This is a genomic window from Akkermansia sp. N21116 (assembly GCF_029854705.2).
GTDB lineage: Bacteria > Verrucomicrobiota > Verrucomicrobiia > Verrucomicrobiales > Akkermansiaceae > Akkermansia.
The window spans coordinates 1382633-1399816 of the sequence record NZ_CP139035.1 but is presented as its reverse complement, the minus strand read 5'-3'; the positions used below and the strand labels follow the sequence as shown (position 1 = coordinate 1399816).

General features: G+C 51.5%; 11 protein-coding genes, 2 tRNA genes and 1 rRNA gene. 5 read left to right on the top strand and 9 right to left on the bottom strand.

From position 1 onward, the window contains the following. Positions 1–202: 202 nt before the first annotated feature. The 5 genes from QET93_RS05375 to QET93_RS05355 form a co-directional block, all read right to left on the bottom strand. Positions 203–279, bottom strand: a tRNA-Ile gene (locus QET93_RS05375). A gap of 84 nt (positions 280–363) precedes the next feature. Then, positions 364–439 (bottom strand) — tRNA-Ala (locus QET93_RS05370). A 199-nt stretch (positions 440–638) separates the two neighbouring features. Beyond that, positions 639–2150: ribosomal RNA gene (locus QET93_RS05365) — 16S ribosomal RNA — on the bottom strand. Between the two features lie 525 nt (positions 2151–2675). After that, a complete protein-coding gene (locus QET93_RS05360; RefSeq protein WP_280132824.1) occupies positions 2676–4286 on the bottom strand; it encodes a sulfatase-like hydrolase/transferase in 1611 nt (536 codons plus the stop codon). Positions 4287–4334: 48 nt separating this feature from the next. After that, positions 4335–5123: an ion transporter gene (locus QET93_RS05355; RefSeq protein ID WP_280132823.1), complete on the bottom strand. Its 789-nt coding sequence runs from the start codon at positions 5121–5123 to the stop codon at positions 4335–4337. A gap of 172 nt (positions 5124–5295) precedes the next feature. Here QET93_RS05355 and QET93_RS05350 point away from each other — a divergent pair, with 172 nt between their 5' ends. Continuing rightward, a complete protein-coding gene (locus tag QET93_RS05350) occupies positions 5296–5853 on the top strand; it encodes a hypothetical protein (protein WP_280126884.1) in 558 nt (185 codons plus the stop codon). Between the two features lie 141 nt (positions 5854–5994). Then, positions 5995–8994 (top strand): preprotein translocase subunit SecA, encoded by a 3000-nt coding sequence (gene secA / locus QET93_RS05345; RefSeq protein WP_280132822.1) that lies wholly within the window; start codon positions 5995–5997, stop codon positions 8992–8994. A 59-nt stretch (positions 8995–9053) separates the two neighbouring features. Here the strand turns inward: secA and QET93_RS05340 are convergent, their stop codons facing one another. The 4 genes from QET93_RS05340 to QET93_RS05325 all read right to left on the bottom strand — a co-directional run bounded on the left by QET93_RS05340 (position 9054) and on the right by QET93_RS05325 (position 14232). Next, a complete protein-coding gene (locus tag QET93_RS05340; RefSeq protein WP_280132821.1) occupies positions 9054–9560 on the bottom strand; it encodes a DNA-deoxyinosine glycosylase in 507 nt (168 codons plus the stop codon). Positions 9561–9588: 28 nt separating this feature from the next. Then, positions 9589–10059, bottom strand: coding sequence for a hypothetical protein (locus tag QET93_RS05335; RefSeq protein ID WP_322190129.1), 471 nt, complete (start codon positions 10057–10059; stop codon positions 9589–9591). Further along, positions 10056–12656 (bottom strand): serine/threonine-protein kinase, encoded by a 2601-nt coding sequence (locus QET93_RS05330; protein WP_280132819.1) that lies wholly within the window; start codon positions 12654–12656, stop codon positions 10056–10058. The genes QET93_RS05335 and QET93_RS05330 overlap by 4 nt, the downstream gene beginning before the upstream one ends. Before the next feature lie 196 nt (positions 12657–12852). Then, positions 12853–14232: an ROK family protein gene (locus QET93_RS05325; RefSeq protein WP_280132818.1), complete on the bottom strand. Its 1380-nt coding sequence runs from the start codon at positions 14230–14232 to the stop codon at positions 12853–12855. A 130-nt stretch (positions 14233–14362) separates the two neighbouring features. Between QET93_RS05325 and sppA the strand changes: the two genes are divergently transcribed. Genes sppA through thiL form a run of 3 tightly spaced genes read left to right on the top strand, consistent with a single transcriptional unit; the run spans position 14363 to position 17171 of the window. Then, a complete protein-coding gene (gene sppA, locus QET93_RS05320; protein WP_280132817.1) occupies positions 14363–15451 on the top strand; it encodes a signal peptide peptidase SppA in 1089 nt (362 codons plus the stop codon). Further along, positions 15448–16263 carry a CPBP family intramembrane metalloprotease gene (locus tag QET93_RS05315; protein WP_280126877.1) on the top strand — a complete coding sequence of 272 codons (816 nt, stop codon included), beginning with the start codon at positions 15448–15450 and terminating at the stop codon, positions 16261–16263. Before sppA ends, QET93_RS05315 begins: the two co-directional genes overlap by 4 nt. Beyond that, a complete protein-coding gene (gene thiL, locus QET93_RS05310) occupies positions 16263–17171 on the top strand; it encodes a thiamine-phosphate kinase (RefSeq protein ID WP_280132816.1) in 909 nt (302 codons plus the stop codon). The genes QET93_RS05315 and thiL overlap by 1 nt, the downstream gene beginning before the upstream one ends. Positions 17172–17184 lie beyond the last annotated feature (13 nt).

Here is a 17184-nt window from a genome sequence, read left to right as displayed (position 1 = left end):
CATGTGATGATACTGTTAAATCTTGTATGCTTGCGTGTTATTCAATATGTGTTTTGTAGTTTCCCACTTCAGGGTTTTCTTGATCTCCTTTGAAAATGTCTCACGACTTTCTCCTAGGTACAAGAACCCTTTTGCCACGCGGATGTCAATCTTCGCTTCGCTTCTTTTCTTCTCCGGGCTTATGAGCCGGCTTGTCTTTATATGGTGGGCCTGACAGGACTTGAACCTGTGACCCCGCGCTTATCAAGCGCGTGCTCTAACCAACTGAGCTACAGGCCCATGGTTTTCTCTATAGGCCAAGTCTTCCTTACATGCCTTTTTCCTTAAACTTCCTACCTTTCAAGGGCTTTACGAGGTTTGGGGTGGTGGAGGCACGGGGACTCGAACCCCGGACATCCAGCTTGCAAAGCTGGCGCTCTACCAACTGAGCTATACCCCCAATTGGATCCGGTTACGGGTTGGTTTTTACAGGAAAGGTCGTCACGCACGTCGTACTTGCCTTGCGCTTGCGCTTCAAGGACTTCTTTTTCTTACACATCTTGTAATATCGTTGCCGGGCCTTGCGAACCCGGCTTTCCCGTCCCTAAAGAACGGGATCGACCTGGACAGGAACTCTCGCCCCTGTCTTTTCTCCATAGAAAGGAGGTGATCCAGCCGCAGGTTCCCCTACGGCTACCTTGTTACGACTTCATCCCAGTTACCAGTCTCACCTTAGGACCCTGCCTCCTTGCGGTTGGCTCTAGATACTTCGGGTGCGACCGGCTTCCATGATGTGACGGGCGGTGTGTACAAGACCCGGGAACGTATTCACGGCGCCGTAGCTGATGCGCCATTACTAGCGATTCCGGCTTCGTGTAGGCGGGTTGCAGCCTACAGTCCGAACTGGGCCCAGTTTTCAGGATTTCCTCCGCCTCACGGCTTCGGCCCCCTCTGTTCTGGGCATTGTAGTACGTGTGCAGCCCTGGGCATAAGGGCCATACTGACCTGACGTCGTCCCCACCTTCCTCCCAGTTGATCTGGGCAGTCTTGCCAGAGTCCCCACCATAACGTGCTGGTAACTGGCCACAGGGGTTGCGCTCGTTGCTGGACTTAACCAAACATCTCACGACACGAGCTGACGACGGCCATGCAGCACCTGTGTAACGCCTCCGAAGAGTCGCATGCTTTCACATGTTGTTCATTACATGTCAAGCCCAGGTAAGGTTCTTCGCGTTGCATCGAATTAAGCCACATACTCCACCGCTTGTGCGGGTCCCCGTCAATTTCTTTGAGTTTTAATCTTGCGACCGTACTCCCCAGGCGGCACGCTTAACGCGTTAGCTCCGGCACGAGGGGGGTCGAGTCCCCTCACACCAAGCGTGCACCGTTTACTGCCAGGACTACAGGGGTATCTAATCCCTTTCGCTACCCTGGCCTTCGTACCTCAGCGTCAGTTAATGTCCAGGAACCCGCCTTCGCCACGAGTGTTCCTCTCGATATCTACGCATTTCACTGCTACACCGAGAATTCCGGTTCCCCCTCCATTACTCCAGTCTCCCAGTATCATGTGCAGTCCAGGGGTTGAGCCCCTGCCTTTCACACCTGACTTAGAAAACAGCCTACGTACTCTTTACGCCCAGTGATTCCGAACAACGCTTGAGACCTCTGTATTACCGCGGCTGCTGGCACAGAGTTAGCCGTCTCTTCCTCTTGTGGTACTATCAACATTGCTGCTTGCTCCCACATGACAGGGGTTTACAATCCGAAGACCTTCTTCCCCCACGCGGCGTCGCACCATCAGGGTTGCCCCCATTGTGAATGATTCTCGACTGCTGCCACCCGTAGGTGTCTGGACCGTGTCTCAGTTCCAGTGTGGCCGGACATCCTCTCAGACCGGCTACCCGTCATCGCCTTGGTGAGCCGTTACCTCACCAACTAACTAATAGGACGCGAGCCCATCTTCAAGCGCATTGCTGCTTTGATCTTTCGACCTCATGCGGTATTAATCCCAGTTTCCCGGGGCTATCCCCCACTCGAAGGTAGGTTGCTCACGTGTTACTCACCCGTGCGCCACTGAAGAATATTAGCAAGCTAGCATTCTTCCGTTCGACTTGCATGTCTTATCCACGCCGCCAGCGTTCGTTCTGAGCCAGAATCAAACTCTCCATCAAATAATCTATCTATTTGAAATTGCTGGACCAACAGGATCCATTTCCTGGATTCTGTCAGCGCCATGCCCTTTCGCTACACCAGGGATTCTCAACCCTGGCTTCTTCGCTGAAAACAAGCACGGCGCGCGTCACGACCTTCCCTTCCCCATTTCCTCCTCCAAACGCTCCCTCTCAGACAGGTTGTCCTTGTGCTCGAAATCTCGCTCACCTCGCGGCTCGCTCAACCCCTCGCATCTCGGCGTTTCGGAAGTCATTCCCTTTGACAAGCTTCTCTCCGCTCCGGACAAGCGCCCCTTTCTCGGAACCTTTTCCTTCGCTCTCACCCGGCCGGCCAGCCCTCCGTCCCTCTCGCTTTCTTCAAGCTCCGGGTCGTTGCAGGTCTGCCCTTTCGGCGTGATCCCCTCGGTTGGGGTGCCGCTCATAGTAACGGTCACATGGTTTTTGTCAATCAGTCTTTGTAATTATTTTTTGAAATGCTTCCCCAACATTTCCATAACATCATTACAATGAGATCTAAATGAGCAATTATTTTTTCTTCTCTTCCTGTTTTCCCTTGAGAAGAGGCCAATAGGTTCTCATGCTTTCATCGACGTTATTCGAACGAGCCCAGTTCTCATAACGTTTGGCTAAGTCTGCCACAACATCTTCATGGACAGAAGCAACATTTTTTAGTTCACAACGATCATCGCTGGCAAACAGAGACCATTGCCGTTCTCGGACATTTTTATGCAGCTTCCAATACAAAGAATGAACAGATCTTTTCTTTTCATGTTCAGTATATAAGATACGTTCAGGCAGGCTCGCGGCTACGGAATTTTTCCAAGGAGAAGGACTTCCAAACCGATTTTCCTGCCAATAGGGAAGCAGATTGATGCCATTCATTTCAGCAAGCGCCGGCACTCCGGCGCATTCCAACAAAGTCGGAGCAATGTCAATCATGTGCATCATACCATCAAAACGTTTACCGGCAGGTATTTTACCAGGGTATTTTACCAGACAAGGGATAGATTCCCCTCCTTCGTACGTCCCGGATTTGAACCCGAAATACGGAGTATTGGAAACGACTGCCCAGTTTTTGCCATACCCGGCGCGCGTCCACTTCTCTCCCGGATAAGGGCTGTAGACTCGAGCCGGATTTTCGTTCGTCGCCCCATTGTCGGAAAGAAACAAGACAATAGTCTTATCTTCCATTCCGTATTTTTTCAACCGATCAAGAATTTGTCCGATTCCTTCGTCCATGTCCGTGATCTGGGCGGCGTAAATAGCCATCCGCATATCTTCTTCGCGTGTTGTTGTATCAGGAAGTTTTCTATTTTCAGGTATTTGCGTGTCTGCCGGAATGATATGAAGAGACTTCTGTTTCTTAAACCGCTTGAGGCGGACGGCCTCAAAGCCTTCGGAATAGGTGCCTTTGTACGAATCAATTGTCCTCCTGCTTGCCTGCAACGGCGTATGGGGAGCCGTGTAGGCAACATACATGAAAAAAGGCATATCCGGATGTTTTGCAGCGTCATCCAAGTACGAGAGCGCTTTCCGTGTAATTGCCTCGGTCATGTAAAAATCTTCCGGCAAATCAGCCGCTTCGAGTATTTTGCCGTCTTCTGCCATCAGACGTCCCTTGTCAAGGGTCACATAAGAATTCGCGCCGCTCAAAAGCCCGAAGTAGCGTTGAAATCCACGTTCCCAAGGGCGTTCTCCGATTTTGCTTCCCAAATGCCATTTGCCGGACATGTAGGTTCTGTAACCAGCCTTCTCACCGAGGATTTCCGGGAGAGTCCGACAGGAAGGGTCCAACCTCCCGCGGTATCCGGGCAACTCCAGATCATTATCCAAGTGTCCCATGCCCACGGATTGCGGATAACGCCCCGTCATCAATGCAGCCCGGGACGGCGAGCAGCGAGGAATCGTGTAGCAACGGGTCGATAACATTCCCTCACGCGCCAAGGAATCAATGGCAGGAGTCCTGATTTCCGAACCATAACAGCCTGCATCCGACCAACCCATATCATCTGCCAGAATGACCAGGATATTAGGTTTTTCCCCAGCAACCCCTGCATAAGAGAACAAAGTTGCCCCTCCAATCATTACAATAGGAATAAGCACCCGTAAAAACTGGAGGACAGAAAAGAGGGACATGGAACAAACTTTAGTTTTCTTTATTATTATCCCAATTCCCGACAAAGATCAATCTTTTCCCGCATCCGAAGCAGAAGCTGGAGGGATGGTGCTTTTGGCCGGAGAATTTTGCTTCATGGTGTTCAAGAATTCCTTTTGCTGCCAAATGCGAGTGATGGCCGATGTAATCAGACCAGTAGGAATGGCGATCAGGGCAATCCCCAGGAACATGATGCACCCGGAAAAGAGCTTTCCCATAGGAGTCACCGGCACGATGTCTCCATAGCCGACGGTTGTCAATGTTTCAACACCGAACCAGAGTCCATCCAAAATAGAAGCGAAATGTTCAGGCTGTACTTCGCGCTCCGCCAGGTAAGTACCCATGCCTAGAAAATAGAGAAGAAAGCAAAAGACAACAACGAAAGCCACAAATTCGTTCCGGATCATTCCAAAGGCTTTCTTTAATGGATCCAGAGCCTTATTGAACCGGGCCAATTTGAAAATACACAGCAACTGAACCATGCGAAAAGAATAGTGAACTTCCTCCGGGTTCATTCCTTCCAAAATCAGGATCACGGGCAAGCATACCAGTAAATCAATGATTCCCATGAAGCTGAATAAATACTTCAAGCGATGCCGAGAAACTATCAGACGCGTGAAAAATTCCAGCAGGAAGAAAATCCTGATCACGAAGTCATACACATTCATCGCATATGACGCCTGAGGCGAATAGTTCTTAAATTCCGGAATTGCCATCAATGTAAAACAGAGCAGCCACAACAAAATCGCATACCTGAAGACGGTTTCCCATACTCCAAAATACGCCTGCCCCTTGCTATTTCTCCATCTCGCCAGCATATGCTACCATTGATGCACCACCATGTCCCGGAAGCAATGTCAAATTGCGTTCTTGTACATCATGCCAGACAGAGTATTTCTGAAACGTTATCCGTAAGGGAAAGGTTTTTTCTTCATTCTGTTGACAGATCTCCCCGATTGGAACGTACATACTAGTCAACTTCCTCTTTTCATGTTGTCCTCCCTTTTCCATCTCCTCAGTTTCCTGGCTGCCGTCCTGTGCTGTCTGGGTATGGGGAAAGATTCCTTCCGGGAGGCGACGGGTAACGGATATCTGGCACAGACGTCTCATTGCGCAACAGCAAACGCTTCGGAAATTGCCTCCATCTGGAACGAAGAAGAACACAGACTGCAACGCCAGCGACGCGTAAGTTCCGGATCCGGCAAATACGGAATGGATCGCTATGGCAGATTCAAAAGTATCAGAAAAAACAAGGAAGAGCTGCCTGGCGATTTCAACGATGATTCCACAGAAGAATCATTAGACAGAGTATCCCTCCTCCTTGCCGGATTCCCATATCAATTTTCTTACAAAGCAGGTGCCAGTAAATACCTAACAGACGTTACTGCCGGGTTCTCCAATTCCACAGTATCTTCCTTTCCCCCATCTCCCTTGTCGGAAATTGTAGCTTCGCTCCCGGACGGGGAAACTTTAGCCATACTTGAGGACATTCCTCCCTGTCTTTCCTATCAGGAAATCATTCCCTACGACAAGCTGCGGCCTCACTGATACCACGGCAGTCCCTTATTCTCGTTTGATTCCGTCTTATATTCCGACGGTCTACTGTGCCGTATGCAACAGGCACATTCCATTTACCCTCATCAGCGCCCGTACTATCCCCCGGGCCAAACACCTTCACCCCATTTTTTTATGTTCAATTTTATCTCCACAATTTTCAGCAGCAAAAACACGCGCGAAATCAACAAACTGAAGCCTATCGTCGCAAAAATCAACGAACTCGAACGCTCCTTGCAATCCAAAAAGGACGATGAACTGCAGGCTATGACAAAAGAATGGCAGTCCTGGCTCCACCGCTTCCTCCCTCTGGAACTTCCCAGAAAAAAAATGATCGACGAAGCCGATCCCGGTCAAATAGCTGCTTGGGCCAAGACTATCCAACAAAGGTTCGATGCACTGCGCCCCGACTTCCCTTCCCTTCCCAAACATGTGGAAGCAACTCCTGCCGGCCTAGACGCGGCCAAGATAAGTTTTGCCGCCATCTCCCCGCAATTCCCGAAAATGAGGGACAAATATCTGGATAAAATTCTGCCATCCGCCTTTGCCGTCGTCAAAAACGCAGCCCGTCGCCTCTGCGGCCATTCCACCAATGTCTGCGATCAGGAAATGGTATGGGATATGGTCCACTTCGATACTCAGCTCATGGGCGGCATTGCCCTCCACCGAGGCTACATCGCCGAAATGGCAACCGGAGAAGGCAAAACTCTCGTCTCCACTCTGCCCGTCTACCTGAACGCCCTCACTGGTCAGGGAGTCCACATGGTTACAGTGAACGATTATCTCGCCCGACGGGATAGCCAATGGATGGGATTCCTCTACAACTTTCTGGGACTAACCGTTGGATGTATTGAAAACCAAATGCCCGATGCCGAGCGCAAGAGCCAATATCTCTGTGATATCACTTACGGTACCAATTCCGAATTCGGTTTCGACTACCTCCGCGACAACGGCATTGCAACCAGCCTTGACGAACAGGTCCAGCGCGGTCACTACTTCGCCCTGATTGATGAAATCGACTCTATCCTGATCGATGAAGCCCGCACTCCCCTCATTATCTCCGGCCCTGCAACCTCCGGCGACGAAACTCAATTTGCAGCAGTCAAGCCCACCGTAGAACAGCTCTACAAAAAACAAACCCTTCTCTGCAACGAATTAGTTGCCGAAGCCCAGCGCCTTTACGAGTCCGGAGACGAAAAGGCTGCCGGAAGAATCCTCTTCAAAGTAAAACTAGGACAACCACGCAACCGCATGTTCATGCGATTGATGGAAAACCCCGATCTTCTCCTTCTAGTCGAGAAAACGGAAAACCGTTTCCATCGAGGTGCAAGTAAAAAACCCCTTATTGACCTCAAGGAAGAACTCTTTTTCGTCGTTGACCGCAAACGACGCGAAGCCGAACTCATGGAACGGGGACGTCAATTCCTGGCTCCCGGGGATCCGGCCGCGTTCATCTTACCCGATATCAACAAAAAACTGGCTGAATCCCCTTACCCAGGAGAAACGCGCCAACAGCAAAAAGTCCGTGTCCAACAAGAATTGGCCGAGGCGGGAGCTTCCCTTCATGCCACCAACCAGATGCTCAAGGCATACTGCCTGTTTGAAAAAGATGTCGACTACGTGATCCGGGACGAAGAAGTCGTCATCGTCGATGAACATACGGGCCGCGAAATGCCGGGGCGCCGCTGGTCAGACGGTCTCCACCAAGCCGTTACTGCCAAAGAAGGGCTCAAACTGGAAAAGGACAATCTCACCTACGCCACGATCACAATTCAAAACTACTTCCGCATGTACAGCAAACTGGCAGGCATGACAGGCACTGCCGAAACGGAGGCTGCGGAATTCCACGACATCTACAAACTCGACGTCCTTCCTATTCCAACTCACAAACCATGCTGCCGGGTTGATCTGAATGCCCTGATTTTCAAGACTCGATACGATAAATACGTCGCATCCATTGTCCGTATTCGAGAAATCCACGCCAAAGGTCAGCCCATTCTCGTCGGTACAGCCAGTGTCGATGCCTCGGAAACGCTCTCCCGCATGATGAACAGACTTCACATCCCTCATGTCGTCCTCAACGCCAAGAACCATATGAGTGAAGCGGAAATCGTCGCCCTCGCTGGACAAAAAGGAGCCGTGACCATCTCCACCAACATGGCGGGACGCGGAACCGATATCAAACTTGGAGAGGGCGTTGCCGAACTGGGAGGCCTGTTTGTCTTAGGTACCGAGCACTATGAATCCAGACGCATCGACCGCCAGCTACGCGGACGCGCGGCACGTCAGGGAGACCCGGGCGTCACTCAGTTTTTCATTTCACTGGAAGACGACCTTCTACGCAATTTCGGCGATGTTCGGGAATCCAGCCGCATGATCGAAGATTCCCTGGACGAACCGGACTCCCGGCGCATCCCCACAAGCGCCACAGTAGAAAATGCCCAACGACAGATAGAGCAACGCAACTATTCATGGCGCAAGCATGTCCTCGACTTCGACGATGTCATGAACACTCAGCGCGAAGTCCTCTACAGCTTCCGCAACGAGGTCCTCAAAACCGAGCACCCGGAAGACATTTTCTTCGATCTCCTCCGGGATATGATCCCTCGGCAGGTTGCCGAGAACATCAAAAATGCCGAGGGAGACACGGATATCGATTCCCTTCTCGGATGGATGGGAGCTACCTATTCCATCTCCCTTCCTCAGGAACCCTCCGAACTCGAAGAGAAAACCCAGGAAGAAATCGCCGACATCATCATCGGAGAACTAACCAAAAGCTTCCATGAACAGGAACAGGTCCTTTCTCCCGAATATATGGATTATTCCCTCCGCTCCCTGATGCTCCAGATGATTGACAACAACTGGCAAGAACACCTCAGCAGCATGGAAGAATTGCGGGATGGAGTCAATCTCCGGGCTCAAGGACAAAAAAATCCGCTGACTGAATACAAAACGGATGCCTATGTCCTCTTCGAACAACTCATGACCGATATTCGCACCGGCATCATCATCAATGCCCTCAAGGCAACCCCGGCACTTCCCTCCAATTGGGAAGACTTTCTCAGCCTTCTGGAAGGCAGCCAGGAGGCAGGAGAAGAAAAACCGGAGCAAGAAGCTGCCGAAGTCAGTGTTTAACAACCGTATCGTCATGGAATCCGTTCCCGGAAACGCCTTGCGTGCAACCGGGAATGGAACTATTCCGTCTCCCCTATCAACTCTTTCAGGAAAGAGGCATATGCATCCCGCTTTGCCGAGTAGCTGATCATAGCCGCCGCAGGACTGGTGGAAGGAAGGCGGACGATCTCCCACACTTCGTTCCGAAACAACTCCGGATAAAATTTCTTCAACAGAGTATACGCCGCACCGCCATTGCAACCGATGCGCACAATCCCCGGGCAACGCCTCAACAAGGCAGGAATATCGTTCGGTTCCGCCTCCCGGATGTCCGAATCGAGGCTCCCTCTCCGGTATGCACGCGATACCACATCCCACAAGGCAATCCCCCTGAGCTTCAAAAAATTCAACCGAGCCTCATAGGGCAACTGCGGAGAAAATCCGAGCAACTCCCCCATAATCGGCCAAAAGGCATTGCGAGAATGACCGTAATATTCCGCCAGGGACAACGAAGCATCGCCCGGCAACGATCCGAGCAGCAAAACACGGGCCTTTTCATCCTCAACGGGAAGAAACGATTCTTTCATCGTCAAAACACTCCATCCTGTCATTCCATCATGCCTGGGACACCCCCAGACGGAAAGCATTCTTCAACTCTGCCGAACCGTAAAAATCAACTGTCGAAAGACGAATGTACTGACTGATCAGATCCTTGCTTGACTGGCCCGTTTTCAGATCAGTCAACTGGTTTTTCAACCGCAGGAGGTCGAGCATGGAAGGCTTGCCCGCATTGACAATTCCCTGGAGTACTTCCTCCAGAGAATGACGGTACATATAAACGCCGGACGCAGCAGAGTCGGCAGAAGCTTTATCCTGAACACCCTTGAGAATAGTCACCAAAGATTCGGTCCTCTGTACCTGGTCGGAAACCACCGACCCATAAAAGCCGGAGCAAGCACTCAAAGCTATACAACAAACAAGAAAAAATGGAAACAAAAGCAGCTTTTTCATGGAGAGATCAATGTCAAGATCATAACTGCCGTTCGACAAGCGGCAAGCCCTTTCATCCGAACCTACTTGTTTCATTCATCCAAGGCAATCATCCATCCCTGCCATTGGTTCATAAATTCCAACGTATTATCCGGGCTGGACAGAAGCCATTTTTCCATGGTCGAAACAGCAGATTCGCGTCCGCCCGCCAAAAACATAAAAACAAGGGCATCCCGATGGCGCTGTCTCTCCTCGGCGGGTTTGGCTCCAGACTGCGCCAGACACGCACGATGCAAGCGAATCATCGTATGAATCCCCAGATCATGCGCCGGACGCGAAACACGTCCACTTGGAGTCATCACGGTGATGAGATTCTTGCTCTTGTCATACCCCTGTAGCTGCACCGTCGTTCCATCCTGCAAGGCGAGCTGCCTTTTGGGCTGAGGCAGGCGAAGAGACTGTTCCAGAGTTTTCGCCATAAACCCATCCGCCAGAGAAGCCATTTCCAGATATGCCTGTACCCGGTCCTTCAACGAATCGTCATGAACGGCGAATTCTTCCACCTTGCGCAACTCCTCCATTGCCGAAGAGAAATTCCAGGACTTTTCCATCAATTCAACCGCCCTGACCACTCCCTTCTGGACAGTTTCTCGGTTCTTCTGCAGGGTTTGTTCCTGAAGCTTCAGTCGTTCAGCCTCCTGCTGCCGTTCCGCTTCCTGGGCACGGCGGATTTCTTCCTGCTCGCGCTCACGCTGAATACGAGCCTGTTCATCTTCCTGAGGCTGGCCTTGATCTTCGGGATCCTTCTGCCGGGAAGAATCCTGCCCGGATGGCGAAAGATCGCCGTCATCCCTCGATCTTTCCTTCAAATCCAGGACATGGGCCTCCTGCTGCCTGACCAGACTTGCAAGAATTCTTTTGTACGCAGTCCCCGGACTTTGCTGATCGGGCGGATTCATCAAGCCGTCCAATTTGGTACGGGCTTGCGGTAATGTCTCGTCCGGCATAGACATCAACTTTTTCACAGAGGCAGCATCCTGAATATACGAAGATAAAAGATTATTCCAGGTTCTGCCGGATATCCCCTCCCCCTCTGTCTGAGATAATTCCTCCAACCTGGCAAACAAAGAAGCTGCCCGGGTGATGTTACCCTCCTTCCATGCTTTCAAGCCCGAACCGACAAGCCAATATAACAGCATCGGATCACCCGCTTCAAAATTCCGGACATTCTCCTCTTGGGAAGAAGCCAGCAATGCCTTCATTAACTCCATGACATCTACGGCACTCCCTTTCGCTTCGGCAGATTCTCCATTTTTTTCCACTCTGTCCACCATTTGCTGCATCAGAAAACGCCCGTGGTGGTCATCCCCGAGTATCCAGCAGGCATAGGCGGCATTCAATGCCGACCAGGCCGCCGTTGCAAGAGGGCAACGCTGTTCATCCAACAGGCGTTCAAACTGCCGGCGGGCATCATCCAGATAACCGGATTTCAGCGTTTCTTCGGCATGCAAATAGGCTTGCCCTATTTCCTCTCCGTTCATCATGTGAACAACAGGGGCTTTCTCCTCCTCCTTGACAATGGGAGGAACATCCGTCTGAGAAACTTTTTGAAGGCTCGTTATCCAAAACACAATCCCTCCGGCCAAGAGTATCCCCCCAGCGCAAATCGCAGCAATCATGCGGAAACGATTCCTCTTGTACCTCCTGATAAGACTGGATCGCTTGACCCTCCAATCTCCGTCCTCCGAGGCAAGAAGCGCATGAGCCTGGATCAGATCATCCCGAAGTTCAGCATATGACTGATAGCGTTTTTCCTTGTCGAAGTTCATCAACTTATCGACAATATGACGGGTCATCGGAGACAATTCCGGAGCAACCCGCCGAACGGAAGGAATCTTCTTCTTGATATCCAGCAATGCATGAACGGAACTGGGAATCGTCTCAAAAGGAGTCTTTCCGGACAACATCTGGAACAGAGTCACACCCAGGGCATACATGTCGGAGCGGGAATCTTCCAATTCACGCCGCAGGGCTTCCGGAGATGCATAATAAGGAGTTACCCAAATCTCTTCCGAATCATCCTTTTCCGATTGCAGCAAAGAAAGACCGAAATCGACGATTTTGCATGTCCCGGATGCATCCAAAAGAATATTAGCCGGTTTGACGTCACGGTGTACAAGACCGGCGTCATCAGCCGCCATCAGGCCCTCTACCGACTGAAGAGCAATTTCCAGAGCCTCCGGTTCCGGGATAGGTTCGCCTCGCAACTTCATGAGCGTTTCAAGATCGCGCCCATTTACCAATTCCATCGCAATAAACACATGACCAAAAGCACGCCCGACCGTATAGACCTTGACAATGTTCTCATGGCGAACCTTGGCCATGATCTGAGCTTCCTGCTCGAACTTTTCTACGCGATCTTTCTGGGAAGAATAGTTTTCGTTCAGAATTTTTAACGCAATAATGCGACCGAGAATCGTATCTTCAGCCCGGAAAATTTCACTCATCCCTCCCCTGCCGACACAATCCAAAATCCGATACACCCCCAACTGGGTATGCACCCGGGTTCCCTGACCACAGGCCGGACAGTCGACTTTAGAAAATGGCCTCAATCCGGAAATATTCATCGGGTGCCCACAATGCGGACACATCATCTGCTCATTCGGGGAATTGCTGGTAGGATCGTCACTCATAGTACATGCCGGAAGACCATTCGTTATATCAGAGAATGCGTCTGACAACTTCATACCATGAGCTCCGTCAACGGACGATATAAAAAATTCGCCTATGAACCTCTCCTGCATCAAATTCGAAAAAGCCTGTCCCGAATTACACAGAACAGGCTTTTTCATCATACGGTTCCCAGAGAGGAACCTCAGGGAATATCAATTAACTGATCTTGGGCAGTGAAGCAGCCGCAACGGCCTGCCCATGGCGCTTGGTTTTTTCGTCCGGCACGCAGAGATTGATCTTGAGTTCGGGGAACTCGGCGGCAAGGACTTCATTAGCCTTGTCGATGATGATTTGTCCTCCTTCACCGGAAGCAACGCGGCCCAGGAAGAGAAGGTTCCGGATTTCATAGAAGTCCGCATAGTGAGCGATGGCATAGCCGAAATGCACGCCGATCGTTTCATAGATCTTGCGGGCGCGGTCATCGCCTTCGGCCATGGCGGCCTGCACCTTCTTGAGTTGTTCCGGGTAAGGCATGCTGCCGAATTCGAACCCGGCACGAGGAGCCAGGCGGGCAACGGCCTGCTGGGAGAAGTACATGGCACCTACCCCCATGTCCTGGGACCATTCATCTACACCGCCTTCCGAGGAATAATCCACGGGAGCAAAAGCAAGCTCATTGAGCCAGGGCATAATATGTCCTTCAGGATCCACGTAGCCGGCGGCTTCGGAGGTACCCATGGCAACACCGAGAACGGCATTGTCATTCATTCCCATGGCTCCGGCAAGAGCAGTCACTTCGCCGTCGTTGACGACTTCAAAGGGAATATTGTTCCAGCGTTCCTTGAGAGTGAAGAACACGCGGCGGATGTGCTTTTCAAAGTCTTCCGGGCTAATTCCGCGGAACAGGGAAGCGGCACGCACTTCATTATTCACATAGACACCTGCGGAAGAACCACCAATGGCATCCACACGGGGAAGGTGAGCCGCAGCGCGCTTGAGAGAATCGTCAATGCCTTCGACATGGTAGTTCGGATCGGTCTGGTGGTAGGGATCCCATACAACTTCTTCGGAATAGACAACTTCACCGTTCACAACGGCGGCGCACTTGCGATCGGAACCACCGAGGTCGAAACCGATACGGTAACCATCCAGATTGCGACCGAGAGTGACGGAATCCGTCGTTTCCTTGGGAAGATCTTCAATGGAAACGGATTTCACCGTAATCGGCGCACCATAAATTTTGGTACCGATGAAATCGCAGTCGAATGCGCGTTCCCCGGTGGGGCTGTAGCAATCGGCCAGCATGGCGGCAATGGCATCGTCTCCGGCGACAAGAATAATGTTGCCACCCTTCTGCCAGAGGAGGAACTTGACGATACGTTCCACGTATGTCTTGTTCAGGGCAACATTGTCTCCGGTATGCGGGAGAATGCGGCCACTCCAGCGGAAGCAAGTGCCATCCTGACGAGTCAAAGCAATATCAAGCTGACGGGAACCTTCCGTTGCGGCAACCTTGGCTTCATAAGCGCGGTTCCACAGAACGGCGGGGACAAAGCCCGGGTCCAATACAGGTGTGATTTTAGGTTGAATATTCATAGCAGACGAAATGCGATGTAACAAAAAAAGAGAGTCAAGGAAAGCTTATTTCGATTCTCCGGGCAATTCCATTTGCAAAACGAGATTTTATTCTGGAAAACCCCGGCAAATAGACTAGGCTGACCCGCAAATGAGTGAAGAATCCTCCGTTCCATCATCGCACAAATCATCCAAAGGATTTTTGTCCGGCTGCCTGGTCTCCCTCGCCATTCTTGCTTGTGTCGTAGCCCTGGCCATTATCTGTATTATTGCAATCTTCGGTGCTTTAGGCCGACAGATCAATTCTGAAGAATTCGCATCGACACTCAAAGAGAAAAACAATATTTCCGAGAGTCTCCTTTACGGTAATGAAGGGAGCCGGGAAACCATCGCCGTCATTGACGTCAACGGAGTCATCACCTCGGGGGATTCCTCGTCCGACACCGCTGGTTGCGACACGATCGGCCGCCTTCTGGAATATGCTGCCAATCGCCAGGATATTTCCTCCATCATCCTCCGGGTTGATTCCCCAGGAGGAGAAGTCACCGCTTCCGACATCATCTATGACGCGATCGAACGCGTCCGGGAAAAGGCCCGCAAACCCGTCGTTGTCATGATGGGTACTCTTGCCGCATCGGGAGGATACTACATCTCCAGCCATGCGGACTGGATTGTAGCCAATCCGACAACGTGGACCGGCAGCATCGGCGTCATCATCTCTGGGATTAACTTCGAAGAAGGCATGAACAGACTGGGAATCCGCAATCAGGTTTTCACCAGCGGAGCCTTCAAGGACATGCTCTCTCCGATGCGCCCGATGTCCACATCGGAAAAAGCCTACGTCCAGGAAATGGTCGATGCGACATATGCCCGCTTCGTCAACCTCGTTTCTACCGGACGTAAAATTGCCAAGGATAAACTCGAAGCCGATCACGCTATCGACGGACGTATCCTCACCGGTGCCGATGCAAAAAAACTGGGACTTGTCGACCAACTCGGATACTTCCGCGACGCCATTGCGAAAGCCGGCGATCTTGGAGGGACAACCGATCCCAAAGTCATCCTTTTGGAAGAAAAGAGGGGATTTGCCGAATTCCTCTCCCTGTTGTCTATGGAAGCCAAAACCAGTAAAAACATCTCCGTTAAAATCGGCAACGCCTCCCTACCCCAGCTTCGTCCAGGCGTTCCCTACATGCTGCCTCAACATTATGCGACAGGTTCTCTCGTCAGCGAACAATGAGCCCGTTTGAAGCCCAGTTCACTTCATGGATGGCGGCAATTCTTCTCCTCGCTATAGAAGGATTGCCCCTCCTTTTCAGCTGGCATCCGTCCTGGAGGCCGGCTCAATACGGCATCCCCGTCAAGCAATTTTCCTCCCGAGATATCCTGATCGTTACTCTGGTCATCCTCTTCTATGCCCTGACGCCGCTCAGTGCATTTAACATGCCTGGAGAAAAAGTAGGAACAATCGATATCGAGAGGATGATTATTTCGACCATTCCGCAGATTATCATCGCCATCGTCCTCTTCAAACGCCTCAGTTCAGCCCACATGTCCTCCATGGCCGGCTGGACCAAGTGGAAAACCATCCCTCAAATTTTCTACATTGCAGCAGTCATCATTCTCATGCAGTTGCTACTGGTCGCCTACCAAGATACCGGACTATCCGCATGGCTCGCCGGGAAACTGGAATCACCACTCGTCCAAACCACTGTCGATACTCTGAAAAACGGCCCCCTGCATATAAAGATTGCCATAGCCGTAAGTGCCGTCTTCATCGCTCCTGTCGTCGAGGAATTGTGTTTCCGAGGCTTCATCTACCCCTATTTGAAACGTTACACCGGGAGTATCATCGCCATAACCGCCACATCGCTGTTTTTCGGGATAATTCACCTGAACCTGGTTCAATCTCTTCCTCTGGCCTGTTTCAGCCTGCTACTCATCTTTCTTTACGAAAAGACCAAGACACTACTGGTTCCCATCGTCACACATTCCATCTTCAATTTCCTGACCGTTCTCCATATGTTCATCATCCCCTACTTCCAAAGCTGATGAAACCGGAAACACTGGCCCGACTGGGGGAAGAGGAAATTCTAGACCGACTTTTACCTTATCTGCCCGGCAATGACAGCCTTCTGGTCGGCCCCGGAGACGATTGCGCCGTCGTCACCCGCGACCACGAATTCGACACCCTGCTCAAAACCGACTGCATTGTCGAAGGTATCCACTTCACCCGGGAAACGTCTCCCGGCCTTATCGGAAGAAAAGCCCTCGCCCGGAACCTCTCCGACATCGCCGCCATGGGGGGCTCCCCCGAACATGCCCTCGTTACCGTCATGATCCATCCGGAACGGACTATGAAAACCCTGGAAGACATTTACGAGGGACTCACCCGACTCGCCTGCGAATGGAACGTCTCTGTCGCAGGAGGTGAAACGACATCCCTGCCAACGGACGGCCTTGCCCTCAGCATCGCCCTAACCGGAAAGGTTCCCAAAGGCCAAGCTATTTACAGAAGTCACGCCTCTCCGGGAGACCTGATCGTCGTCACCGGAGAATTGGGAGACACCTTCCATTCCGGTCATCACTTAACATTCCCTCCGCGTATCCGGGAAGGCATCCTTCTCCGGGAAGCCGGCATCCCCTCGGCCATGATGGATATCTCCGATGGACTCGCCGCCGACCTGCCCCGCATGGCTCGGGCTTCAGGAACCGGATTCAGGATAGCCGAAACCCTTCTCCCCTGCAGAAATGGTTGCTCACCCCGCCAGGCTGTCAGAGACGGTGAAGATTACGAACTCCTCTTTACCATTCCTCCCGGCAAATTGCCGCTGCTGGAACAAATCCGACGCAATCTCCCCCATACTCCCCTGACCATCATCGGCACCATGACGCCACCAGAACAAGGAGATACCATTGATGGAGGATGGATTCATTTCTCTTCCAGCCCAAAGGATTGAATCACAATACAAG